We start from the raw sequence: 23,291 nt of genomic DNA on the forward strand, positions 1-23,291 counted from the left end.
ACCCTCCTTTTTGAACGGTAACAATATGCCCAGCAGAGCCGTTTCTTAAAACCGATTTTCAAAAGAAGCAGTTATTCCGCGATCGGCGTCAAGGACCCGTCGTTCCATATTTCGCCTTTGTTCAGCGTCCAGCTGTTTTGATAAAGGCTTTGCGCGCCTTGATTGGCCGCCGGACTTAATTGTTCATCCCATGTCAAAAAGTACGTTGTCTCGGGATACTTTTGCCTGATCGCATTGATAAAAGCAGCATAATCAAAGCTTCCGATATTACCGGACGGACCGGTTTCGGCAAAGGCAAACGGTTTTTTCAGAGACAGCATTTCATCATAGCCTGATATCGCATACGGATCAGTGAAGTAAGCGTCCAGACCGGTAATATCCACAAAAGATGAGCCTGGGTAAAAGTCTGTCTTAAAGTCTCTGTTGTCATCCGGCGAATACACCCACAAAAGGTTATCCAATCCTCTTGTCTCTGTCATATAGCGGTATATCTTCTTGTAAAGCTCTTTGTACAGCGAGATTCTTTCATTGTCTTTTTGGTTGTAGCCTGTCAGCCCCCACCAGAACCACTCGCCGTTCATTTCATGCAGCGGTCTGAACAGAACGGTGACGCCTTGATTTTTCAGCTGAGTAAGGCCGTCGGCGATTTTGCTGAGCAGCGCCTCAAGCCGTTTTCCTTCAACAGTTGAAGGGTTCAGGATGTTTTTGTACTGGCTGTTTGAGATGGCCGTTTTATAGTTTCCGGATGGAAAAGCCGGATTTGCGAGATGCAGGCTGACCTGAGGGAGGCCGCCGCTTTTCCAGTATGAGATTAAGCTGCTGTTGCAGCTGTAATCGATAGAATCGGTGATATCCGCTGTTTCAAGCCATCCTCTCCCATAGTCACAGCCGTAGATGGCGGGAGACTGTCCCGTCGCGTTTTTCAAGCGGTTTTCCTCTGTCATTGAAAAAGTGACATCGCTATACCCGCCGAACGCCCCGGACATGACCCTGTTTTCTGAACGGTTGGGCAGGTGCGCCAGCCAGTTCATGATATCTTTTGTCGTCTGCTGGGCATTTGGGTTGACGGGATAAACGGTGTGAGCCGATATCGGACTGGCGGCTCCTAAGAGTAATAAAACGATAGACAGGCAGACTGCTAACTTTTTGAGCATATAAAAGACCTCCTGATTTTTAGGATGATGAAGGATGTGAAACGATAACCTCACAATCTCCTTCTATAACAAAATCTCCGGAATCCGCCGGCACGATAAAGTGATCGCCTTTGTGAATGGGACATCCATCCAGTTCTCCGCGTCCTTTCATGACGCTTGCGAGTAAATACCGGCCGGGTGCGGGAAATGATGCTTTTCCGCTCACATCCCATTGATAAACTGAAAAGAAAGGTGTTTCTGCGAGTGTTGTAATAAGAGCATCTCCGATCTGATGCTTTGTGCTTTTTACATTTTCATCGGTATGGGGAATGTCTGTTACGTCAATTGCTTTCTGAAGATGAAGCTCGCGTTTATTCCCGTTCCCATCCGTCCGGTCATAGTCGTAAAGCCGGTAGGTGGCATCAGAGCTTTGCTGGATTTCAAGAACGAGCGTACCTTCACATAAAGCGTGCAGTGTGCCGCTCGGGACATAGAAAAAGTCGCCGGGCTTAATGGGGATGCGGCGGAGCAGGTGATCCCACTCGTTTCGTTCAATGAGCCGAACGAAGTCTTCTCTCGTTTGGGCGCGATGCCCTAAAATGAGCTCCGCGTCTTTTTTGCAGTCCAACACGTACCAGCATTCCGTTTTTCCGAGTTCTCCGTTTTCATGCCGATGTGCATATGCGTCATCCGGATGAACCTGCACGGATAAGTCCATATTTGCGTCAAGAATTTTTGTGAGCAGGGGAAAGGCGTCCTCTTTCGGATGTCCGAACAGGTCAGGGTGTTCATTCCAGAGACGGTGTAATGATGTTCCGGGAAAAGGCCCGTTCCGCACAATGGAAGTACCGTGCGGATGAGCTGAAATCGCCCAGCACTCTCCCGTCCGCTCAGAAGGAATCTCATACCCGAATGTATCGCGCAGCTTCGTCCCGCCCCATAATCTTTCTTTAAAAACCGGTTCCAAAAATAAGAGTTTCGTCATTTTCCCGCCTCCCGGTTTGCCGCTTCTAAGGCCTGCTCCGCCAATACGAGCGAACCGGCCGCGCCGGAGTGAATCCCTAATTGAGGGGGAACGATGTATTTTTCAATATCAGGGAGATCAATATATTGATTCAGCCGCTTTTTCACGTGCTGACGGATAGAAGAGAACAGCTGCCGCTGCTTCATGACGCCTCCGCCGAGAATGATCTTTTCCGGCGAAAGTATGAGAATGTACTGCACAAGCGCTTCGGCAATATAATAGCCCTCAAGCTCCCACACTTCCTGCTGATCCGTGAGCAAAAATGCTTTTTTCCCCCAGCGTTTCTCAATGGCGGGGCCTGCCGCGAGGCCTTCCAGACAATCTGTATGGTATGGGCAATTGCCTTTGTAGCCGTCGTCCGGATGTCTTCTGACATAAATGTGGCCCATTTCAGGGTGAGACAGCCCTTGAACAAATCTGCCGTTCATGATGGCGCCCGCGCCGATGCCTGTGCCGACCGTCAAATACAGGCAGCTGTCCGCGTTTTTGGCCGCGCCGAAAGAAGCTTCTCCGAGCGCCGCCGCATTAACGTCGGTGGTGAAGCCTGCGGGAATACCCAGAGCGCTTTTGATCGTTTGAAGAATAGGGCAGTTCCGCCAGGCTGTCTTCGGCGTCGCGGTGATGCACCCGTATGTTTGACTGTCAGGACGGATATCAATCGGCCCGAACGACCCGATGCCGATGGCTTCTATCGGGAAATCTGTAAAGTAACGGATGACCTGTCTGAGTGTGTCATCCGGTTCTCCCGTCGGAAACTCTGCTCTGTCCAGAATGGTGCCGTCTCTTTGTCCGGCGGCACAGACAAATTTCGTGCCGCCGGCTTCAATACCTCCAAGCATGGCCGTCCCTCCTCATCTGTTAAAATCCGTTTTGATCGGAAACGGCTTTGAACCAGCGGCCGCTTTTTTTGACGGTCCGTTCGCCCCCGTTTTCCAGATTGACAGATACAAAGCCGTAACGGTTTTTATAAGCATTTGTCCAAGACCAGTTGTCCATGAAAGTCCACAGGTGATAGCCTTTTACATTTGAACCTTCTCCGATGGCCCGATGCACCCATTTGAGATGTTCCTGGATAAATTCAATCCTGTAATCATCCTGAATGATGCCGTTTTCATCGCGGAAGCGTTCCTCGCCTTCTACTCCCATGCCGTTCTCAGAAATAAAACACTCGATATTTCCGTAATGTTCTCTGAGATTGGTGAGAATGTCGTAGATTCCTTTTTCGTAAATTTCCCACCCGCGGTGAGGGTTCATTTTCCGGCCGGGCATGACATACGGGTCGAAGAAACGCTCAGGCAGGAAAGGGGCATGCGGATTCGGAACATGTTCTTTTGCCTTGACGCGCCTCGGCTGATAGTAGTTCACGCCTAACAGGTCAACCGTATGCTCCTGAATGAGACGGAGATCTTCTTTCTCATAATGCGGCAGAAAGCCTTCCGCCTTGAGAATCTCGACAAGCTCCTCAGGAAATTCGCCCTTTACGGCGGGATCTAAAAATGAGCGGTTGAAAAAGGCGTCGGCAATCCGGGACGCTTTGACATCTTCTGGATGTGAGCTTCTCGGATAAGAAGGCGTCAGATTCAGAATGATTCCGATTTGTCCGTCCTGTTTCAATTCTCTGTAGGCTTTGACAGCCCTTGCATTCGACAGCAGGGTATGGAAACCGGCCTGCACCGCTTCTTGAAAATTAACGTGATTCGGGTAGTGAAAGTCGTATAAATAGCCGCCTTCAATCGGCACAATCGGCTCGTTGTGAGTGAACCATTTTTTCACCTTGTCACCGAATAGCGAAAAGCAGGTTTTGGCGTAATGTTCAAACGCGTCAACGGTGTTCCGGCTGACCCAGCCCCCCTTACGCTGAAGGGCGAGCGGCATGTCAAAGTGAAACAAATTGACAAACGGCTCAATGCGATGGGCAAGCATTTCATCGATGACGTCCTGATAAAACGCGACCGCTTTCTGATTGACCTCGCCAGTTCCGTCCGGAATCAATCTTGACCAGGAAATAGACAGCCGGAAGGAGTTATGGCCGATTTCTTTCATCAGCCGGATATCCTCCTTGTATTGATCGTAAAAACGTGACGTGTCGCCGGGGCCGACGCCGTTAAAAAAACGGCTCGGCTCTTTTTCATACCAGTAATCCCATATGTTTTGGCTTTTTCCGTCTCTGTCAGCGGCGCCTTCTGTTTGGGTGGCGGAGGCGGAAGACCCCCACCAGAATCCTTCCGGAAAACGATATTGAATATTTGATTCAGTCAATTGATTTCTCTCCCTTACTGCGATTTTGATTACATACTCATGCTGTCATCCCGGGCATGCTGCTCGGTCTCAGCTTCTTTTTCCTTTGCCATGTTTAATTTGTCCAGCGCTTTAAGAAACGGGAACCAGATGACAAACACAATACAGAGGTTGACCAGCTGCATGATGCCGCCCATGACGGAATTGGTCGCCATAATCCCGTTAATGAATAGGGGGACGGTCCAAGGCACGGTCACGCCGGTAGGAGGGGGCACGATCCCCGCCGACATGGCCAGGTAGGTGACAAGGGTGACAACCATCGGCGCGATCACCCACGGAATGATAATGATCGGGTTCATCACGATCGGCAAACCGAAAATAACCGGCTCATTGACATTGAAAATGCCTGGCGCGAGACCGAGTTTGGATATCTGTTTCATCTGTTTGCTTTTCATAAAAAGCAAGATGGCGATCACTATGGCCAATGTCATTCCGGTTCCGCCCATTCCGACGGTGTAAATCTCCATAAACGGCTTAGAAATAATATGGGGAATCTCTTTCCCCGCTGTATACGCTGCCAAATTTTCGACCTGTAATGTATTCCAAATCGGGTCCATCACGGAATTGATAATGATTTGTCCGTGAAGTCCGAAAAACCATAAAATCTGAATAAAGAAAACAGCGATTAATGTAGGAATGATGCCGCTTCCAAGTCCGACAAGCGGGGCTTGAACCGTATGATAAATGACATCATGCAGATTGGTGTGAAAGATCTGGGTGACAGCCGCATTGATCAAGAGGAAGACGGTAAGCGTGATAAAAGCCGGAATCAATGCGGCGAACGATTTAGCAACAGCCGGAGGAACACCGGCAGGCATCTTAATCGTTAAGTTTCTCTGAACGATTCTTCTGTAGATTTCACCTGACAAAAACGCGGTCATCATGCCGAGAAACATCCCTTTTGCTCCAAGCCGGTCAACCGGAATGACGCCTGCGACCGCTTTGCCCGTTTCCGGCTCTAAAACGAACGGGGTGAGCAGCAGAAAAGAAACCAATGCGATCGCCCCGCCGAATACGGCCTCCACTTCGTAGCTTTTGGAAAGGTAATAGCCGATCCCGAAGACGACAAAAATGGACATAATCCCCATCGTCGCCGTCGAAGCGCCGCCAAATCCGGATTGAAAGACAGACAGGGCGGAGCTGCTCATGATTTTGTTTAAAAACGGCAGGTTCGTCAGCACGACGAACACCGAACCGAAAATGGTCAGCGGAAACGCCAGCATAAAAGCATCCCGTAAGACTTGCAAGTAGCGGTTATTGTTTAATTTTCCCGCGATCGGAACAAGGAATTGGCTGATTTTCTCAAACACGTCTTCACCCCCGGCTTTTTATAAATTCTTTGATTGAAATAAGTCGAGCATTTCTTTGACGAGCTCTTTCATTGAAAGCGCTGACATTAAGTGATCTTCAGCATGCATAAAAAGCAGAGAGACATCCGTCTTGGCGCCGCCGGCTTCTTTTTGAATCATCTGAAAATGGATGTCGTGCGCTTTCCCCAGTTCTTCTTCAGCCTTTGTCAGAAAGGTGTCTGACTCATCTGTCCGGCCGTCTTTATATGCGCGTATCGATTGAATAATATTGCTGCGGGCATTGCCGCTGTGAAGAATCAGCTGAAAACTTATCTGTTCATCCGTGTACGTTTCCATGCTTATCGCCTCCTTTATTTGTTCTCTATCAAGGCAACGGCCTGTTCGTATGCTTTTTTGCCGTCTCCCATGCCGTAAGCCATCATGTCAATCACATCAACGGTGATGTGAAGCGGGTCCGCATCTTTTTGAAGCTCACCTTTTAAAAAACTCATCTGCGGGCCGATCAGTACGACGTCTGCGTCTTTCATCGCTTCTTTTGCTTTATCCTGTCCGACTGCCCAAATCTCGGCTTCCTCACCGATGGAGCGGGCGTAATTCTGCATTTTCGTAACAAGAAGGCTGGTGGACATGCCTGAGCTGCAGGCTAATAAAATTCTTTTCATGAGGAATCCCTTCTTTCATAAAGTTAAAACGTTTTCATGAATATTATAATCTTTTGAAATTAAATGTCTATACTTTTAAAATATAAAAGTTTTACTTTTCGGATTTTTGACACAAAAAAACCTTTTAAGATTCAACTTAAAAGGTTTTTCATCTCAAGCGAGCCATAACAGCCATAAATAAAGTCCGATCAGGGTGATGAATAACGTCGGAATGGTTAATATCAGACCTGTCTTGAAATACATTCCCCAGGAAATTTTCACGTTTTTCCGGCTCAGAACGTGGAGCCATAACAACGTCGCCAGCGACCCGATCGGCGTAATTTTCGGCCCGAGGTCCGAACCGATAACATTCGCGTAAATCAATGCTTCTCTCATCAGCCCGTGAGTTTCCGTTCCGCTGATGGCTATGGCGTCAATCATCACCGTCGGCAGGTTATTCATAACGGAGGAGAGGATCGCCGCGATAAACCCCATTCCGAGTGTGCCCGCAAACAAACCGTGATCCGCCGCTTTCTGTATAAGCTGAGAAAGAAGATCCGTCAGTCCGGCATTCCGCAAGCCGTACACGACAACATACATGCCGACAGAAAAAAACACGATGGCCCACGGGGCGTCCTTGATGACTTGTTTCGCAGGGACGGCGGGGCTTCGCTGCGCCAGAATGAGAAAAATGACCGCGATGGAGCCGGCAACGAAGGAAACGGGTATCGATAGCAGTTCGCTGACGAAATATCCGATCAATAAAACGGCCAGCACAGCCCACGATAACCGGAAAAGGCGTTCATCCTTAATCGCGGATGCCGGATGTTTCACAAGACCGGTGTCATACCGTTTCGGAATGTTTTTTCTGAAATAGAGATACAGCACCAAAATGCTTGCCGCCAGAGAAAAAAGGTTGGGCACCAGCATGCGTGATGCATATTCAATGTATCCGATATGAAAGTAATCGGCGGATACAATATTGACCAAATTGCTTACAACGAGCGGAAGCGAGGTGGTGTCGGCGATGAATCCTCCGGCGATAATAAAAGGAAAAACCAGCTTTTCAGGTAAATTCAAAGCCCGCACCATCGCCAGTACGATCGGGGTCAAAATGAGCGCCGCTCCGTCATTGGCAAATAGGGCGGAGACAACAGCCCCTAAGACCGACACATAGAGAAACATCCGCAGCCCGCTGCCCTTGGCCGCCATGGCCATATGCAGCGCGGCCCACTCAAAAAAACCGATACTGTCAAGAATCAATGAAATGATAATAATGGCGATAAAGGCAAGTGTCGCATTCCAGACGATTCCCGTCACTTCCGCGATATCGTGCAGGCTGACTGCTCCGGCGATCAAAGCGAGGACCGCCCCGCCGCAGGCAGACCAGCCGATTGATACATGTTTCGGCTGCCATATGACAAACACAAGTGTCAGCACAAAAATCAGCGCTGATAAAACCGCAACTCCCAAGATATATCCCCCTTACCGGCATGTAACAGTGACTTCTTTTTGCCGCAATGTCTGTAAAACTTCGTCCTTTTCATCTATCTGCTGCAGAATCGAGCAAACCAGCGCGTATTCCGGACCGGACGGATGAATGGCATAGTACCGCCACTGACCCTCGCGTCTTTCCCGCACAAGGCCGGCGTTCTTTAACTTCCGCAAGTGCTGGCTGATGCCGGGCTGACTTATATGAAAAATAGCTGTCAGCTCGCAGACACAATATTCCTTATCCTTCAGAAGCTTCAGCATCAAAAGCCTCGTCGGGTCGCTTAGAAGTTTGAGGCACTGGCTGATCCCTTCGGAACTTAAAGCATGATGCCTCCGTTCCATGCGCTCACTCCTTTTTTACACTATTATATAAGCAGATGTTTATATAAGTAAACGACAATATAAAAAAGCCGGCCTTGCACTTTTTGCAAAACCGGCTCATGTTTATTTTTGGAACAGTTTTTTCGCTTCATCCATTGCTAATTTATTTCCCAGTGCTGAATAATCAAGCCAAGGCTGATCGGCAATTTTATAGACGTGGTTTGCTTTCACGGCCTTCAGCCCTTTCCATACAGCGCTTTTTTGCAATTCTTTATAGGCTTGCTGTGACTTGTCGTCTCTGTTAACGACGACGAAAATCGCATCTGCGTTGTAATCAGGCAGCACTTCTTGAGAAATGACTTCATAAGGGCGGGAGGTGTTCATTTCTTTAATGCCGTCAGCCGGTTTCAGCTTCAGATCGTCAAACAGAATCGGTCCCATCGGACGGCGTGTGCTGAAGACGCGAAGCTCTTTTGCGTTCACGCGGATCGCCATGACTTTGGCGTTTTTCCCTAATTCCTTATTCATCATGGATCTGACTTGTTTTGTTTCATCTTCGTAATCTTGAATAAATGTTTTCGCTTCTTTTTCACGATTGACGATTTTTCCGATGTCTTTTAAATGATCGCGCCAAGTGCCTTTATCAAGGTCGAAAACGTGTGTGTTTCCGATTTTCTTGTATTTTGACACATCTTTTCCCGCAAATTCTTTATCAAGATAAATGTTGTCTGGATTCAACTCAAGTAAAGCTTCCATATCCGGGTCTGAGGCAGGTCCGAGTTTTTTCGTGTCTTTCAGCTGATTTTTCACATGAGGGAGAAAATCTTTTAATTCTCCGCCCACGACGGAACCGGCAGGTGTAACGCCGAGAGCCAGCAGATCATTTGTCAGGTGAATGGACATCGAAGCGATTTTATGATCGCCGGATTTCTTTTTTGACTCCGGCTGTGTTGAATCAGATTGGCAGGCAGCCAATAAGAAAATACACATGAAACTGACGAGCGCAATTATTTTTTTCATGGGAATACTCCTTGTTTTATGATTTGATTTTCATGACGAGATAGAGAAAATACGGCGCGCCGATGGCTGCCGCAACCACGCCGGCCGGAATGGCGTTCGGCTGAAACAAAGACCGGCCGATGGTGTCTGCCGCGACAAGAATGACGAGTCCGATTAATCCCGCAATCGGGATAATATGCTGATGCATGGTGCCGACGAGCCGTCTTGCCAAGTGAGGGGCGGCAAAGCCGATAAAGCCGATTCCCCCGGCCATCGCGACGCTCGCGCAGGACAAGCCGACCGCTATGGCGATCAGCATGATCCTTTTTCTCTGCACGTGTGCGCCGAGCCCCGCGGCTGCCTGGTCACCGAGCATTAAAATATTCAAAGAGCGGGCGTTAAGCCATGCAAGCGGTGCGAGAATGCCGATCCAGGGCAATAGCGACCACACGTGAATCCAATCCCTGCCCCAGACGTTTCCCACCAGCCAGCGGGAAGCGAATGTATAAGTTTCTTCATTCAGTCGCAGCGACATAAACAATGTAACGGCGCTGAAGCCCGCGGAAACGGCGATCCCGACTAACAGCATGCGGATCGTTAAAAAACCGTTCAGCCTGTCGTACGTAAGCACTACGATCAGCAGGGCGGCGAGTGTTCCGCCCGCAAACGTAAACAGCGGGATGAACATCGATGCCTGCGCCTCCAGGGAATGAAAGAACGTGATATACATCATCAAACCGAAGGAAGCGCCGGCATGCAGTCCGAGAATGCCCGGATCGGCAAGCGGATTTCGGGATACACCCTGCAAAATAGCGCCCGACACTCCTAAACCGATGCCGGCCAGCATCGTCACCAGAATCCGGGGAAGCCGGTAATCGAATAAAACGGTTGTGCTTTGAAACGTGCCGTATCCGAACAGCGTTTTTCCCACCGTGAGAGGAGAAAGCCGGAATGAGCCCGTATGCAGCCCGATCAGAATAATGCAAACGGCGATGACCAGCAGAATGAGTCCTGCCGCCGCCGCTTTTTTTGTTTCTTTCTGCACTTTCATTTATAAGTCTCTCCCTTCCTTGCGGGCAATATAAAGAAAGAAAGGGACACCGACAAGTGCGACCATAATGCCTATCGCCAATTCCCTCGGGGGACTGACCGTGCGCGAGGCCAGGTCAGCCAAAATCAATAGAATCGCGCCGAGTAACGCGGACATCGGAATAATCAGCCTGTACGTAACGCCGACGATCTTTCGCGCGATATGGGGAATAACCAGCCCGACAAAGCCGATCGCGCCGGCAGCGGAAACAGACACACCGGCAAGAACGACGGCGATCATTAATCCGGCGGCACGCGTCAGAGCCGTGTTCACCCCTAAATTCGCCGCCACGTCATTTCCCATTGAGAGAAGGGTGACGGACCGGCCCATGAATGTCGCAAGAATGATGAAGACCGCAATCACGGGAACAAGGACTTGTAAATGAGTCCACTTGATCCCTGACACCCCGCCGGCGTACCAGAAGGCCAAATCCTGGCTTAAATCGTAATAAATCGCCACACCGGTACTGAGTGAATGTAAAAGAGCGGCCACGACCGCCCCGGCAAGCGTCACTTTTAAAGGTGTCATGCTGCCTTTTCCCGCCGCACTGATAAAGAAAATCAAGCCGGTGCTTGCCAGTGCTCCCAAAAATGACATCACCATCAGCAGGGCGTATGATAAGTGAGGGAAAAAAGCAAAACTGAGCGCAACAACAAACATGGCGCCCGCGTTTACGCCTAAGACTCCCGAATCGGCAAGCGGGTTTCTCGTGACACCCTGCATGAGGGCGCCGGCTGCGGCAAAAGCGGCTCCTGTAACGGCCGCCCCGAGCACCCTCGGAAGACGCAATTCATGAATGATCTGCTGGCCCGTTATATTCGGATTGTAATCAGCAACAGCCGACCAAACCGTATGTAAAGTAATGTCTTTCGCGCCGAATGAGACGGCGAAAAAAATAGATACAAGCAGCCCGATCACCGCGATCAGGAAGAAAACCCCGTTTTTTAAGATGCTGATCAGACGGTTTGCGGACCTGACAGAATCGCTCAAAAATCAATTCACCTACTTTTATGATCATTGTCCGGTATTTATTGAACATGAGAATCATTTTCATTTGAACCATCATATTATACCGAGCCGATTTTCAAAACGCAATAGAGCGTTCAACAATAATGTCCTTTTTTTCTCTCATGTTTATATTGTAAAAAAGAAGTGAAAAACGTGAAAGAGGAAATCGCTATATTAGAAAGGAGGGAGGCAAATGGCGGGAGAACGAAAGCCTTTGCCGATTGAATTTTACCAGAGACCGTCAGTGGAGCTTGCCCCTTTATTGCTCGGCTGTCTCTTGGTGAAGGAGACGGATGAGGGAACGGCTTCAGGTTTTATCGTGGAAACGGAAGCTTATATGGGAGCGGAAGACCGGGCGGCGCACAGCTTCGGCAACCGGCGCACGAAACGGACGGAAATTATGTTCCATGAGGCGGGCCGCATTTATACATACGTCATGCACACTCATACATTAATGAACGTCGTCGCCGCGGACATCGGCATTCCGCAGGCCGTGTTAATCAGGGCGGCGGAGCCTCATGAAGGACAGTTCCTGATGGAGAGCAGGAGACCGGGCAGACCTCCGAGAGAGTGGACAAACGGCCCGGGAAAACTGACGAAGGCGATGGGCATTTCAATGAACGACTACGGCGGCATGATCACGGAACCGCCGCTGTATATTACGGAGGGCTTTACGCCTGAGCATATATCAACAGGCCCGAGAATCGGGATTGACAACAGCGGAGAAGCCCGGGATTATCCGTGGCGCTATTGGGTGACGGGGAACCGGTATGTCTCACGCTGACCATGTTTATAAACGCTGATAACAGGGGAAAGACAAGGTAAAAGAAAGGGGATTCAGACATTGAAAAAATTTTTCAAAACGATTATCAAATGGGCGCCCGTCATCTATCCGATCATCAGAAAAATCATAAAAGAACGGAAGGCATCTAAGCGGAACCGCATGTCCGCATCCCGAACAGCCGGCTGATCCGGCTGTTTTTTTACGGGCTTGGCATCGGATTGCCGCATTGACTTGAAATCCTCCCCATTATAGAATTTACATACATTTACCCCTTCCTCATTCTTTTTGCCCATTTTTCACGTCTGCATCTGATCTGATAGGAGGTTTTTCTCATGCTTCATGGGCGGCTTCGTGAACTTCTGCGCTTGCTTTTAGCTGCTGAAACACCGGTTACAAGCTCAGTCATCGCTGCAAATGTAAAGGTAACGACGCGGACGGTCCGCAATGACATAAAGGAACTGCAAACCATTGTAGAAAAACACGGCGCATCCATTCAATCTGTCAGAGGGAGCGGCTATAAGCTGCTGATCCGGAATGAGCAGCCGTTTAAAAACTGGCTTCAGGACAATTTCCAGCAGAACAGCACCGTGCCGATTTTTCCCGATGAACGGATAGATTACCTTATGAAAAGAATGCTTCTGGCCGACGGCTACCTCAAGCTGGATGACTTGGCGGAAGAACTGTTCATCAGTAAATCCACACTTCAATCTGATTTAAAAGAAGTCAAAAAACGGCTCCGCCCCTATGACATCATTTTGGAAACAAGGCCGAACTACGGCTTTAAGCTGCGCGGCGAAGAGCTCCGCCTCCGTTATTGTATGGCGGAATACTTAGTGGACGACCGCGAGCCTGAGCCTGATCTCCTGAGTGAAAAGGCCGGTATTCTGCCGAAAGACGACATTCATGTGATCCGCACAGCCATTATGAAGCAGGTTCGAAACCATAAGATCCCGCTTTCTTTCTTCGGCCTGAACAATCTCATCATCCATATCGCCATTGCCTGCAAACGTATCCGGACAGAAAACTATGTATCTCTCATTCCGGAAGATCTTCATGATATTAAGCTTGAAACAGAATATCAGTCAGCGGAAGCCATCGTAAAAGAGCTTGAATCGGCGCTTTCGGTCACCTTTCCCGAACAGGAAACCGCCTATATCGCCATTCACCTGCTCGGGACAAAGCGCATGACCCAGTCACAACTGGAAGGAAAAGAGCTTACAAGGCTGATAGACGGGGAAACCAGCCGTTTGACGGAGGCCATGATCGAAGCCATTGAGCGGGAGCTGAAGCTCGGAATCACGGACGACAATGAGCTGAAAGCGGGTCTTGCGCTCCACATCAAGCCGGCGATTAACCGAAACCGGTACGGAATGAACCTGAGAAACCCGATGCTCTCCGCCATAAAGGAAAATTATCCGCTCGCATTTGAAGCGGGAGTGATTGCGGGAATCGTGATCAAGGAGCAAACCGGCATTGATATTCATGAGAATGAGATCGGATATTTGGCGCTTCATTTCGGAGCCGCCATTGAAAGGAGAAAGACGGAACGGCCGCCTAAACGCTGCTTGATTGTCTGTGCGTCCGGCGCCGGCAGCGCACAGCTTTTAAGAGAAAAGCTCCGTTCCCGGTTCGCAAAGCGTCTTGAAATCGTCGGAACGGCTGATTACTGCAGCCTTGACCAGCTTTCCTTTGAGTCGATTGATTTTGTGGTCAGCACAGTGCCGATCAAAAAAGACCTGCCCGTTCCCGTATTAAAGGTTCATACGCTGTTGGGCGGCGGGGATTTTACAAAAATCGACGCCATGCTGGAAGAAAAGCGGGAACAATTGAACTTTCTGAAACCGGAGCTGGTATTTTTGCAGCAGGATCTGGAGACGAAGGAGGACGTCATCCGTTTTCTCGGACAGCAGGTTGCAGCAGCCGGCCTCGCTTCTGATTCTCTGACCGATTCTATTTTTGAAAGGGAAGCGATTTCTCCTACGAGTTTCGGCAATCTTACGGCGATTCCGCACCCGCTCGTTCCGCAGACAGACACGACGTTTTGGGCGGTATGCACGCTGAAGAAGCCGATTGACTGGGCGGATAAGCGTGTCCAATTTGTCTGCCTGCTCTGCGTCGAGAAAGAAAGCAAAGCCGACCTCCAGCATATGTACAAATGGCTCGGCGGCATGTTAGATGATCCGGCCGCGGTAAGCCGTCTCTTAAAATGCACAACCTATCAGGAGGTTTTACGAGTATTCAGAGACAAACGATCAGAGAAAGACCGGGATACACCTTTTTTCCGTTAACAGCGGAAAAAGCCTGAGTAGTTATGAAAGCGATTTCATAATATGATGGTACTAACATCGAGACATACAAAATATCAAACTTTCAGGAGGTCTTTTACATGAATATATTACTCGTTTGTGCAGCAGGGATGTCAACAAGCTTACTCGTCACCAAGATGGAAAAAAGCGCGCAGGAACAAGGAAAAGAATATAAAATCTGGGCGGTGTCAGGCGATTCAGTCAACCAGCATATTGATAAAGCGGACGTATTGCTGCTTGGGCCTCAAGTCCGTTATTTGCTTCCGCAGCTGAAAAAATTGGGTGAATCAAAAGGAGTGCCGGTTGAAGTCATCAATACTGTCCATTACGGCACATGCAACGGAGCGGAGGTTCTGAAATCAGCGGAACAGCTCGGAAACGCATCGTAGAAAGGGGCGGGCCGTGTGAATAAGGTGAACCAGTTTTTAGAAGAGAAAGTCATGCCCATTGCCGGAAAAATTGCCTCCCAGCGGCATCTGCAAGCATTGCGTGACGGGATCATCCTCACCATGCCGCTTATTATCATCGGTTCATTTTTTCTGATCATCGGCAACCTGCCGATTCCGGGATATGCGGATTTCATGGCAAAGACGTTCGGAAGCGCCTGGTCTCAAAAACTGCAATATCCGGTTGATGCGACCTTTGAAATCATGGGTCTTGTCGCCGCTTTCGGAATCGCCTACCGCCTGGCCGAAAAATACGGGGTGGATGCATTATCGGCCGGTGCGATATCTTTGGCGGCGTTTCTCTTGGCAACGCCGTACAAAGTTCCGTTTCTGCCTTCCGGCGCCAAAGAGGAAATCATGGTCGGCGGCGGCATCCCGCTGTCTCTCATGGGAAGCAAAGGGCTGTTTGTCGCGATGATCATCGCCATGCTGTCGACGGAAATTTACCGCCTGATCATCCAGCGGAATTTCGTCTTCAAAATGCCGGACGGCGTGCCTCCTGCGGTCAGCAAATCGTTTATCGCTTTAATTCCCGGTTTTGCCGTCATCTTTCTGATCTGGGGCGCGCGTTTAATTGTCGAAGCGACACCGTTTGAAAGCCTTCATAACATTGTAAGCGTTGTACTGGGGACACCGCTCTCGATTCTTGGGGGAAGTCTCGGCGGAAGCCTGATAGCCGAAGCGGTTCAAATGCTCTTGTGGGCGTGCGGATTACACGGGGCGAACATAGTCGGCGGCGTCATGGCGCCGATCTGGTTCGGAGCGATGGATGCCAACCGGATTGCGTTTCAGGCGGGCGATGCGCTTCCGAATATTTTCACCCAGCAGTTTTTTGAAATCTGGATCAACATCGGCGGAAGCGGCGCGACACTGGCGCTCGTGGTCACCATGTTTCTCCGTTCGCGAAGCAAGCAGATGAAGCAGCTTGGGAAACTCGCCATCGGGCCGGCCGTCTTTAATATTAATGAGCCGATTATTTTCGGAATGCCGATCGTCATGAACCCGATGCTTCTCATTCCGTTCATTATCACACCGCTTGTCACACTGGTCCTTACCTATATCGGCATGAGCACTGGCCTCGTCGCCAAACCTGCCGGCATTGCCGTCCCATGGACGATGCCGCCGATTTTCTCCGGCTATCTTGCCACGGGCGGAAAAATATCAGGGGCTGTCATGCAGGCGATTAATATCATCACAGCCTTTATCGTGTACTATCCGTTCTTCAGAATGTGGGATTCGCAAAAGCTGAAAGAAGAAAACGAACTTGAACAATCGCAGGCGCCAGCCGTACAGGGAGACGAAAAAGCCGTGCTGTAGAGAAAGGGAGTGAAACACATGAATGAAAAAATGGAACAGACCATTTTTCAGATCATCCTGCATGGCGGCAACGGCAGAAGCGCATCAATGGAAGCCATTGCCGCCGCAAAGAGGGGGGACAGAGCCATGGCGGAAGAAAAGCTTCAGGAAGCCGCAAGGGAACTGACGGAAGCCCATCATTATCAGACAGAACTGATCCAAAATGAAGCCGGCGGAGAAAAAACAGACATGACGCTTTTAATGGTGCATGCGCAAGATCATTTAATGAATGCCATGACCGTGAAAGACTTGGCCGCTGAGTTAGTCGAGATTTACGAAAAAGTGAGTCTGCAAGGGGGAGCGAAAATATGACAAAAGGAATTAAAATTGTAACGATCGGCGGAGGTTCAAGCTATACACCGGAGCTTGTGGAAGGCATCATTAAACGCTATGAGGAACTGCCTGTCAGAGAATTATGGCTCGTCGACATTCCCGAAGGCGAGAAAAAACTCAATATCGTCGGCACGCTTGCAAAACGCATGGTCGAAAAAGCGGGTGTTCCGATAGAGATTCACCTGACGCTTGACCGGAGAGAAGCTTTGAAGGATGCGGATTTCGTAACGACTCAATTCCGCGTCGGCCTTCTTGAGGCCCGCGCCAAAGACGAACGGATTCCGCTAAAATACGGTGTAATCGGCCAGGAGACAAACGGTCCGGGCGGTTTATTCAAAGGGCTGCGCACCATCCCGATTATTCTGGAAATCGCGAAAGACATCGAAGAGCTTTGTCCGAATGCATGGCTCGTGAATTTCACAAACCCTGCCGGCATGGTTACCGAGGCCTTGCTCCGCTACTCGAATCTCACAAAAGTCGTCGGCCTCTGCAATGTGCCGATCGGCATTAAAATGGGCGTCGCAAAAGCATTGGACGTGGATGTCAGCCGGATCGAAGTGCAATTTGCCGGGCTGAATCATATGGTCTTCGGATTAGATGTTTTCTTAGACGGCGTCAGCGTGAAAGATCAAGTCATTGAAGCCATGGGAGACCCGAAAAACGCCATGACGATGAAAAATATTTCAGGGGCGGAATGGGAGCCTGAATTCCTGAAGGCGCTCGATCTGATTCCTTGCGGCTACCACCGCTATTATTTCAAAACGAAAGAAATGCTCGAGCATGAAATAGAAGCGTCACAGACGGAGGGCACACGCGCCGAGGTCGTACAGAAGGTTGAGAAAGAACTGTTCGAACTGTACAAAGATCCGAATCTCGCCATTAAACCGCCGCAGCTTGAAAAACGGGGCGGAGCGTACTACAGTGACGCGGCCTGCAACCTGATCAGCTCCATCTATAACGACAAACATGATATCCAGCCCGTCAATACGATCAACAACGGCGCGATCGCCAGCATTCCGAATGACTCAGCGGTCGAAGTGAACTGTGTTATGACGAAAGACGGTCCGAAACCGATCGCCGTCGGTGATCTGCCGGTGTCTGTCCGCGGACTCGTCCAGCAAATCAAATCATTTGAGCGTGTCGCCGCTGAAGCAGCCGTCACGGGAGATTATCAAACGGCGCTACTTGCGATGACGATCAATCCTCTCGTCCCGTCAGACTCCGTGGCAAAGGCCATTCTGGATGAAATGCTTGAGGCCCACAAAGATCATCTGCCTCATTTCTTTAAGTCGATTGAAGCATAAGAGCAGTAAAAAAAACCCGGATTCGCTTCCGGGTTTTTTGCTTATTTTGATTCGCTTAGTGAGGCGACTTCCGTCGTCCAGCCGAACACGTCGGCTTCCGCGCCTTTTTGAATGCCTGTAATGGTATCATACAATTTCTTCGAGATCTCTCCGGTTTCACCGCTGCCGATGACAAGACTTTCATCATTCCAGATCAGTTCGCCGACCGGAGAAATGACCGCAGCCGTACCGGTTCCGAATGTTTCTTCCAATCGGCCGTCACGATGCGCCTGGATGATTTCATCGATCGAAATCTTCCGCTCAGACACAGTCAGTCCCCAATGTTTGAGAAGGGTGATGACGGAATTTCTCGTAATTCCTTCAAGAATGCTTCCGTTCAGCTCCGGCGTCACGATCTCGCCGCTGATCTTGAAGAAGATGTTCATGCTGCCGACTTCTTCGATGTATTTTTTCTCAATGCCGTCAAGCCATAAAACCTGGGAAAATCCCTTCTCTTCCGCAACCTGCTGCGCTTTCAGGCTTGATGCGTAGTTGCCGGCGGTTTTCGCGTTTCCGGTGCCGCCTTTGACGGCGCGCACGAATTCGTTTTCCACGGCGATTTTTACCGGTTTAATGCCTTCTTTGTAATAAGAGCCGACCGGGGAAAGAATGATAAACAGCTTGTACGTATGGGATGCCGCTACACCGAGGAAAGGCTCAGTCGCAATGATAAACGGACGGATATAAAGGGAAGTGCCTTCCGCTTTCGGAATCCAGTCTTTGTCGATGGCTACGAGCTGTTTCAGGCCTTCAAGAACAAGCTCTTCATCAATGAGCGGGATGCAAAGGCGGTCATTTGACTGGTTCAGGCGCTCCATATTTTTCTCCGGTCTGAACAGAAGCACTTCCTGATCCTTCGTTACATACGCTTTAAGCCCTTCAAAAACGGTTTGGCCGTAATGATAAACCATGGCCGCAGGATCCATTGAGATGGACTGATAAGGGATAATTCTCGGATCATACCAGCCTTGATCGGCGTCGTAATCCATAACAAACATATGGTCGGTGAAAATTCTGCCGAACGCAAGGTCATGGGGGTCCGGTTTCGGTTTTTTGGCTGAAGTGAATTCAACACGAATATCTTGTTTCATAATGTTCTGTCTCCCTATTGGTGTTATTGTCAAACTTATTTGAAAATAATTTATATTCTATTGTATACCTTCAACAAATATTCGCAATAGTTTTCCTCAAATTTGTGAAAAAATCAAAATCACATAAAAAGCAGGGGAGAGAATGCCCCCTGCGTGTTCGTTTTTACGTATTCTGTCATCACCGTGCTCAGTGAACCGTCACCTTGCCGGTTTTGTAAAACTGCTCCATTGCTTTATCGACGTACACCCAGCCCTTCCAGGCGATATGGATGGTGTCTTTCATAAAGTACGGATCATATTCGTGCCCGGATAAGTCGGCAACCTGAAAGCCCTTCGCTTTAATTTGCTTAGTGACTTTTTTGTAGTAATCAGTCCGGCCTTTTTTCGGGAAGCCGGTGTAGTCATACCATTTTCCGTTGACCGGAATAACCACGAACATCGGTTCAGCGCCTGCATCTTTCAGAATGTCCAGCATATCCTCAAAGTCGTGATATTCGACTGATTTGGCGTATGTTCTTCCTTTGTTGATTCCTTTCACTCTCTTTACTTTCTTCTTAATCTTTTTATAAGAAGCGTCATCGATATAGAAAGGATTGGACTTGGAGCTCCGTTCTCCTAATTGAGCGGCGGCTGTTTTTAACTCTGACCACGATTTCCCTTTCAGGTTTTCAGAGATCGTCCGTTCAGGGCCCTTGTTTTCTCCCATTGAATAATAAAGATCTTTTTTCTCAAGCAGAGAATAATAAGCTTTGGCAGCCGGCATGACCGCTTTCACTTTCCATGATTGTCCGTTGACCATTCCCTTGTACAATTCAGAAAGGACGGCATCATGCTGAACGACTTTAAAACGGAGCATGCGCTTCATCATGTTCTTTTTGACCGCGGGATCAATCTGGTTATTAAATGCTAAATCCAATGCCTGAAGTGATGAAAAATTCGGCGCAAAGTGCTGTTCATCAGAACCTTTTTTGATAAACCATTGCGGAGAAACAATGAATACCAGTTTTTTGCCCTTCAGCTGCTGATAATGCGCCGCAAAGTTCACGGCGTGTATCAAGGATTGGTCCCCGCCTTTTCCGACAAGATAAGGCGTAAAGCCTTGGTTGTTCACTTGGAAATAGTTGGACGGGTGAAACTCATCCAGTCTTGAAAGCTCGGAAGAACCGAAAATCGGCATATACTTCGAGTCTTCGAACATTTTGTTTTGAAGATAGAGTCCCTGGAACATATTCGGATTTAAGGCTGCCGCCGACTCTTCGACACGTTTTTCAGGAATGAAGCGCGTAAGCCATGAAGCCGGAACTGCGATAGCTCCGACAAACAGGACGAACGCTAAAATAATTGGTCCAAAGAAACGCTTTTTCATTTACTTCAACTCAGTCAGTTTGTTTACAATGTTGTTTGGCGTATTCCACTCGTCACGGTCAAATTCAGTGATCGGCACTGTAATGCCGAAGCGGTTTTCGATGGCGACCAGCAGCTCTACAGTTCCGAAAGAATCAAGCAGTCCTTCTTCAAAGATTTCAATATCAGGATTTTCTTTCACAGCGTCCTCCTGACAAACTTCAGCTAATACGTCTAATACTTCCTGTTTAAATTCCATGTGTTTTCAATCTCCTTTAGTGATGAAATGGTTTTCCTGAGAAAATATAAAATCCGAAACATACGAAATGGAATGTGATGACGATGGCTAAAAAGGCCGTAAAACGATTGGCGGGCAGCCACTTGTATTTCTTATTCCATTTCTCAAAAAAGTTATACCCGGTCATTAATACGGCGTGGTACAGGCCGTATACAATATATTGCAGGGCGAGTCCGTGCCAGACGCCCATCAGCATGAACAGCAGGAAATACCCGATGTTTGAGACGGCCATCCGGTTCTTTATCCATTTTTTCTTTGTCATCCAGAAAACAAAGCGCATAAATACGTAGTCTCTGAACCAGAAGGATAAGGACATGTGCCAGCGGTTCCAGAAGTCTTTAATGTTTTTGCTGATAAACGGCTTATTAAAGTTTTCCGGAGATTTGATACCCATGATATAGCTTACACCGACGGCAAACATCGTGTAACCCGCAAAATCAAAAAACAGGTACAAGCTGTATCCGTACATGTACAGCACATTACCCCACAGTTTGCTGTGGGTGATATGAGACAGATTCATAATGAAATACGTGTTAATCGCATATCCGATAATGAATTTGTATAAGAAACCGATAAAAATTTTATGAATGCCGGTATACAGTAAATCAGCGTATTCTCCCTTTGTCCATACTTTCTGTTCGTCCTTGGCAAATCTGCGGTATCTGTCGATCGGACCGGAAGAAATGGTCGGGAAAAACATAATAAAGTACAAAAGGCGGTGAAGCGGCATTTTTTCTTTAATCAGCCCGTCTCTCGTTTCCATGATCAGCTGGACGCCTTTAAATGTCAAATAAGAAATTCCTAAGAAACTGATCAGGTTATGAACCGGGTGATGAGGCGCCGGCGGAAAGAAAAACGGCCATAATTTAGATAAAAACAGGGGTAAAATGGACGCGATCACGGCCATACTGAAGACAAAGCCGCTGTTGGCTTTCAGTCTGTAAGCGAGATAACCCCTGATTAAAAGCACCTGCCACAGCGTAAAGATACATAGTGCGATCACGCCGTGCAGATCATGCGCGAAAATCAAAGCCAATACGATGATGGATATAAACATGTTGTATCCTTGGAATCTCTTGCCGTTCAGCCCTAAAATAATCGTCGGCAAAAGAAGGATTCCAAGTAAGATAAAGAAGAAAAACGAGCTGTAAGGCGTCATACAAGAACCTCTTCGCCAATGCGTTTACGGTCGATTTTTCCGTTCGCAGTCATTTGAATGTGGTCCTGATAAATGAATTTTCTCGGAATCATGTAGGCCGGAAGCGAAGCGGCCAGTTCTTTCTTAATGGCGCTTGTCAGCTGGAATTCTTTTTCAAAATCATGTTTTTCAGGCACGATGGCGGCAATTAAATATTCGACAGGTCCGTTAGGCTGATACGGGATGACAACCGCCGTGCGCACATATTGAGACTGCCTTACATGTACTTCGATTTCCTCCAGCTCCATGCGGTAGCCGTGAAGCTTAATCTGGAAATCAAGGCGTCCTTGGCAGAAAATCTGACCATCCTGAACATAACCGGCATCACCCGTGTGATATGCCCACTGGCCGTCGATCGGGAAAAACGCTTTTTCCGTCAGAGAAGGTTCTCCGAGATAGCCTTTGCTTACGCTCGGGCCCGCGATGATGATTTCCCCTTTTTCACCGTCCGGAAGCTTATTCCCGTTTTCATCCATGATGAAGATATCCATATCGGGTTTTGCAAAACCGACAGGCAGAGATTCATTTTCATCAATGATCTGCTGCGTAATTTCAACGGAGGTGACGGCAACCGTTGTTTCAGTCGGGCCGTATGTATTGAATACGCGGGCCTTCGGAAAACGGTTTAACAGCTCCTGTGCCACGGCAGCCGGAAGCGCTTCTCCGCAAAACATAAATACTTCTGCCTCAGGCAGGAGCTCCTGCGTAAAGCCGGGGTCCATCAGACACATTTGGACGAAAGACGGCGTCGATGTCCAGACGTTCAGTTTGGATTTCTCCAGCTCTTCAAATAGTACTTTCGGTTTATTGATTTTGTCTTTCGTTACGCAGTGCAGCGTACCTCCCGTTTGAAGCGACGGGAAAATGTCCATGACAGATAAATCAAAAGAAAACGGAGCTTGGTTTAAGAATGTCTTACCCTCGCCCACAGGAAAATCCCTGCAGATCCAGTCAGTGAAGCTTTGCAGGTTATCAGCCGATATCTGCACGCCCTTCGGATTTCCCGTGCTGCCGGACGTGTAAATAATGTAAAACGTGTCCAGCTCTTTTACCCAGTTCTCACGGCTGAGGTCTGCATCTCCGTCAGCTGCAAGCTCTTCGGGCGTAACGGTTTTAATCAGATTGCTTCCCGTATCGACTGCATCGCCCGATACGCTGATAAGCAGCTCTGCGCCTGAGCTTTCAATGATTTTGACGATCCGCTCCGCCGGAATGGAAACATCGACAGGGATGTAAGGGCGGCCCGCTTTGACGCTTCCTAAGAAAGAAACGATCATATTCGGCTCCATATGTCCGTAAACCAGGACAGGCGCTTTCGAACCGTCAGCTGTATGTTTTTGAATGCCGGACGCAACCCGCTCCGACAAATCCCATAATTCCCCGTAAGTGAGGGAATGATCTAAGGAACGAAACGCTTCGGCCTGCGGCTTGGCGTCTGCGTATGTTTTTATAGCATCAAGTAGTTTCATAGTTA

24 protein-coding genes are annotated in these 23,291 nt (G+C 48.7%); 7 read left to right on the forward strand and 17 right to left on the reverse strand.

The genetic code is table 11. The annotated features are described in order from the left end of the window. Positions 1-71 precede the first annotated feature (71 nt). From V7728_RS15540 to V7728_RS15595, 12 genes are all read right to left on the reverse strand, one after another. Positions 72-1,154: a glycosyl hydrolase gene (locus tag V7728_RS15540; protein ID WP_099567197.1), complete on the reverse strand. Its 1,083-nt coding sequence runs from the start codon at positions 1,152-1,154 to the stop codon at positions 72-74. 19 nt (positions 1,155-1,173) lie between these two features. Further along, on the reverse strand, positions 1,174-2,118 hold the full coding sequence (gene manA / locus V7728_RS15545; protein ID WP_099567196.1) for a mannose-6-phosphate isomerase, class I: 945 nt from the start codon (positions 2,116-2,118) through the stop codon (positions 1,174-1,176). Next, complete coding sequence (locus tag V7728_RS15550) at positions 2,115-2,996, reverse strand: ROK family protein (RefSeq protein ID WP_099567195.1); 882 nt, start codon at positions 2,994-2,996, stop codon at positions 2,115-2,117. Before V7728_RS15550 ends, manA begins: the two co-directional genes overlap by 4 nt. A gap of 19 nt (positions 2,997-3,015) precedes the next feature. Next, positions 3,016-4,416 carry a glycoside hydrolase family 1 protein gene (locus V7728_RS15555; RefSeq protein WP_025285483.1) on the reverse strand — a complete coding sequence of 467 codons (1,401 nt, stop codon included), beginning with the start codon at positions 4,414-4,416 and terminating at the stop codon, positions 3,016-3,018. Positions 4,417-4,445: 29 nt separating this feature from the next. Further along, positions 4,446-5,765 carry a PTS cellobiose transporter subunit IIC gene (celB, locus tag V7728_RS15560; protein WP_012118772.1) on the reverse strand — a complete coding sequence of 440 codons (1,320 nt, stop codon included), beginning with the start codon at positions 5,763-5,765 and terminating at the stop codon, positions 4,446-4,448. 18 nt (positions 5,766-5,783) lie between these two features. Beyond that, positions 5,784-6,101, reverse strand: coding sequence for a PTS lactose/cellobiose transporter subunit IIA (locus V7728_RS15565; RefSeq protein WP_007407750.1), 318 nt, complete (start codon positions 6,099-6,101; stop codon positions 5,784-5,786). A gap of 14 nt (positions 6,102-6,115) precedes the next feature. Beyond that, positions 6,116-6,427, reverse strand: a complete 312-nt coding sequence (locus V7728_RS15570; RefSeq protein ID WP_020958028.1) for a PTS sugar transporter subunit IIB — start codon at positions 6,425-6,427, stop codon at positions 6,116-6,118. 153 nt (positions 6,428-6,580) lie between these two features. Further along, positions 6,581-7,879 (reverse strand): arsenical efflux pump membrane protein ArsB, encoded by a 1,299-nt coding sequence (locus V7728_RS15575; protein WP_061581630.1) that lies wholly within the window; start codon positions 7,877-7,879, stop codon positions 6,581-6,583. A 12-nt stretch (positions 7,880-7,891) separates the two neighbouring features. Then, positions 7,892-8,242 carry an ArsR/SmtB family transcription factor gene (locus V7728_RS15580; RefSeq protein WP_025285481.1) on the reverse strand — a complete coding sequence of 117 codons (351 nt, stop codon included), beginning with the start codon at positions 8,240-8,242 and terminating at the stop codon, positions 7,892-7,894. 102 nt (positions 8,243-8,344) lie between these two features. After that, positions 8,345-9,241: an ABC transporter substrate-binding protein gene (locus V7728_RS15585; protein WP_007407746.1), complete on the reverse strand. Its 897-nt coding sequence runs from the start codon at positions 9,239-9,241 to the stop codon at positions 8,345-8,347. Positions 9,242-9,257: 16 nt separating this feature from the next. After that, positions 9,258-10,271 (reverse strand): FecCD family ABC transporter permease, encoded by a 1,014-nt coding sequence (locus V7728_RS15590; protein WP_007407745.1) that lies wholly within the window; start codon positions 10,269-10,271, stop codon positions 9,258-9,260. Further along, complete coding sequence (locus V7728_RS15595) at positions 10,272-11,270, reverse strand: FecCD family ABC transporter permease (protein WP_223252816.1); 999 nt, start codon at positions 11,268-11,270, stop codon at positions 10,272-10,274. 241 nt (positions 11,271-11,511) lie between these two features. On the opposite strand from V7728_RS15595, the gene V7728_RS15600 reads away from it, so the two are divergent. From V7728_RS15600 to licH, 7 genes are all read left to right on the forward strand, one after another. Beyond that, positions 11,512-12,102 carry a DNA-3-methyladenine glycosylase gene (locus tag V7728_RS15600; protein ID WP_007407743.1) on the forward strand — a complete coding sequence of 197 codons (591 nt, stop codon included), beginning with the start codon at positions 11,512-11,514 and terminating at the stop codon, positions 12,100-12,102. 51 nt (positions 12,103-12,153) lie between these two features. After that, on the forward strand, positions 12,154-12,288 hold the full coding sequence (locus V7728_RS15605; protein WP_369719122.1) for a hypothetical protein: 135 nt from the start codon (positions 12,154-12,156) through the stop codon (positions 12,286-12,288). Positions 12,289-12,434: 146 nt separating this feature from the next. Further along, positions 12,435-14,390 (forward strand): transcriptional regulator LicR, encoded by a 1,956-nt coding sequence (gene licR / locus V7728_RS15610; RefSeq protein ID WP_015240834.1) that lies wholly within the window; start codon positions 12,435-12,437, stop codon positions 14,388-14,390. Positions 14,391-14,488: 98 nt separating this feature from the next. Then, positions 14,489-14,797, forward strand: coding sequence for a PTS lichenan transporter subunit IIB (gene licB / locus V7728_RS15615; protein ID WP_003150863.1), 309 nt, complete (start codon positions 14,489-14,491; stop codon positions 14,795-14,797). 15 nt (positions 14,798-14,812) lie between these two features. Beyond that, a complete protein-coding gene (celB, locus tag V7728_RS15620; RefSeq protein WP_015240833.1) occupies positions 14,813-16,171 on the forward strand; it encodes a PTS cellobiose transporter subunit IIC in 1,359 nt (452 codons plus the stop codon). Between the two features lie 18 nt (positions 16,172-16,189). Continuing rightward, positions 16,190-16,522 (forward strand): PTS lichenan transporter subunit IIA, encoded by a 333-nt coding sequence (gene licA / locus V7728_RS15625; RefSeq protein WP_003150867.1) that lies wholly within the window; start codon positions 16,190-16,192, stop codon positions 16,520-16,522. Then, positions 16,519-17,847, forward strand: coding sequence for a 6-phospho-beta-glucosidase LicH (licH, locus tag V7728_RS15630; protein WP_015240832.1), 1,329 nt, complete (start codon positions 16,519-16,521; stop codon positions 17,845-17,847). Before licA ends, licH begins: the two co-directional genes overlap by 4 nt. Before the next feature lie 41 nt (positions 17,848-17,888). Here licH and V7728_RS15635 read toward each other — a convergent pair whose 3' ends face one another. The 5 genes from V7728_RS15635 to dltA form a co-directional block, all read right to left on the reverse strand. Further along, a complete protein-coding gene (locus V7728_RS15635; protein ID WP_052828079.1) occupies positions 17,889-18,980 on the reverse strand; it encodes a branched-chain amino acid aminotransferase in 1,092 nt (363 codons plus the stop codon). 184 nt (positions 18,981-19,164) lie between these two features. After that, positions 19,165-20,343 (reverse strand): D-alanyl-lipoteichoic acid biosynthesis protein DltD, encoded by a 1,179-nt coding sequence (gene dltD, locus V7728_RS15640; RefSeq protein ID WP_061581632.1) that lies wholly within the window; start codon positions 20,341-20,343, stop codon positions 19,165-19,167. Then, positions 20,344-20,580, reverse strand: coding sequence for a D-alanine--poly(phosphoribitol) ligase subunit 2 (gene dltC, locus V7728_RS15645; protein WP_003150875.1), 237 nt, complete (start codon positions 20,578-20,580; stop codon positions 20,344-20,346). Between the two features lie 16 nt (positions 20,581-20,596). Further along, positions 20,597-21,778 carry a D-alanyl-lipoteichoic acid biosynthesis protein DltB gene (dltB, locus tag V7728_RS15650; RefSeq protein ID WP_012118762.1) on the reverse strand — a complete coding sequence of 394 codons (1,182 nt, stop codon included), beginning with the start codon at positions 21,776-21,778 and terminating at the stop codon, positions 20,597-20,599. Beyond that, positions 21,775-23,286: a D-alanine--poly(phosphoribitol) ligase subunit DltA gene (gene dltA, locus V7728_RS15655; protein WP_012118761.1), complete on the reverse strand. Its 1,512-nt coding sequence runs from the start codon at positions 23,284-23,286 to the stop codon at positions 21,775-21,777. Before dltA ends, dltB begins: the two co-directional genes overlap by 4 nt. Between the last annotated feature and the right edge of the window lie 5 nt (positions 23,287-23,291).

The organism is Bacillus sp. JHAA (assembly GCF_036961585.1).
Lineage (GTDB): Bacteria > Bacillota > Bacilli > Bacillales > Bacillaceae > Bacillus > Bacillus velezensis.

Bases quoted from the DNA above. Each gene is read 5' to 3' on its own strand.
- licR (WP_015240834.1), top strand. From the start codon at position 12,435: ATGCTTCATGGGCGGCTTCGTGAACTTCTGCGCTTGCTTTTAGCTGCT.
- licH (WP_015240832.1), top strand. From the start codon at position 16,519: ATGACAAAAGGAATTAAAATTGTAACGATCGGCGGAGGTTCAAGCTAT.
- V7728_RS15565 (WP_007407750.1), bottom strand. From the start codon at position 6,101: ATGGAAACGTACACGGATGAACAGATAAGTTTTCAGCTGATTCTTCAC.
- dltC (WP_003150875.1), bottom strand. From the start codon at position 20,580: ATGGAATTTAAACAGGAAGTATTAGACGTATTAGCTGAAGTTTGTCAG.
- V7728_RS15590 (WP_007407745.1), bottom strand. From the start codon at position 10,271: ATGAAAGTGCAGAAAGAAACAAAAAAAGCGGCGGCGGCAGGACTCATT.
- V7728_RS15550 (WP_099567195.1), bottom strand. From the start codon at position 2,996: ATGCTTGGAGGTATTGAAGCCGGCGGCACGAAATTTGTCTGTGCCGCC.
- V7728_RS15585 (WP_007407746.1), bottom strand. From the start codon at position 9,241: ATGAAAAAAATAATTGCGCTCGTCAGTTTCATGTGTATTTTCTTATTG.
- dltD (WP_061581632.1), bottom strand. From the start codon at position 20,343: ATGAAAAAGCGTTTCTTTGGACCAATTATTTTAGCGTTCGTCCTGTTT.
- dltA (WP_012118761.1), bottom strand. From the start codon at position 23,286: ATGAAACTACTTGATGCTATAAAAACATACGCAGACGCCAAGCCGCAG.
- licB (WP_003150863.1), top strand. From the start codon at position 14,489: ATGAATATATTACTCGTTTGTGCAGCAGGGATGTCAACAAGCTTACTC.
- manA (WP_099567196.1), bottom strand. From the start codon at position 2,118: ATGACGAAACTCTTATTTTTGGAACCGGTTTTTAAAGAAAGATTATGG.
- dltB (WP_012118762.1), bottom strand. From the start codon at position 21,778: ATGACGCCTTACAGCTCGTTTTTCTTCTTTATCTTACTTGGAATCCTT.
- licA (WP_003150867.1), top strand. From the start codon at position 16,190: ATGAATGAAAAAATGGAACAGACCATTTTTCAGATCATCCTGCATGGC.
- V7728_RS15570 (WP_020958028.1), bottom strand. From the start codon at position 6,427: ATGAAAAGAATTTTATTAGCCTGCAGCTCAGGCATGTCCACCAGCCTT.
- V7728_RS15540 (WP_099567197.1), bottom strand. From the start codon at position 1,154: ATGCTCAAAAAGTTAGCAGTCTGCCTGTCTATCGTTTTATTACTCTTA.
- V7728_RS15580 (WP_025285481.1), bottom strand. From the start codon at position 8,242: ATGGAACGGAGGCATCATGCTTTAAGTTCCGAAGGGATCAGCCAGTGC.
- V7728_RS15600 (WP_007407743.1), top strand. From the start codon at position 11,512: ATGGCGGGAGAACGAAAGCCTTTGCCGATTGAATTTTACCAGAGACCG.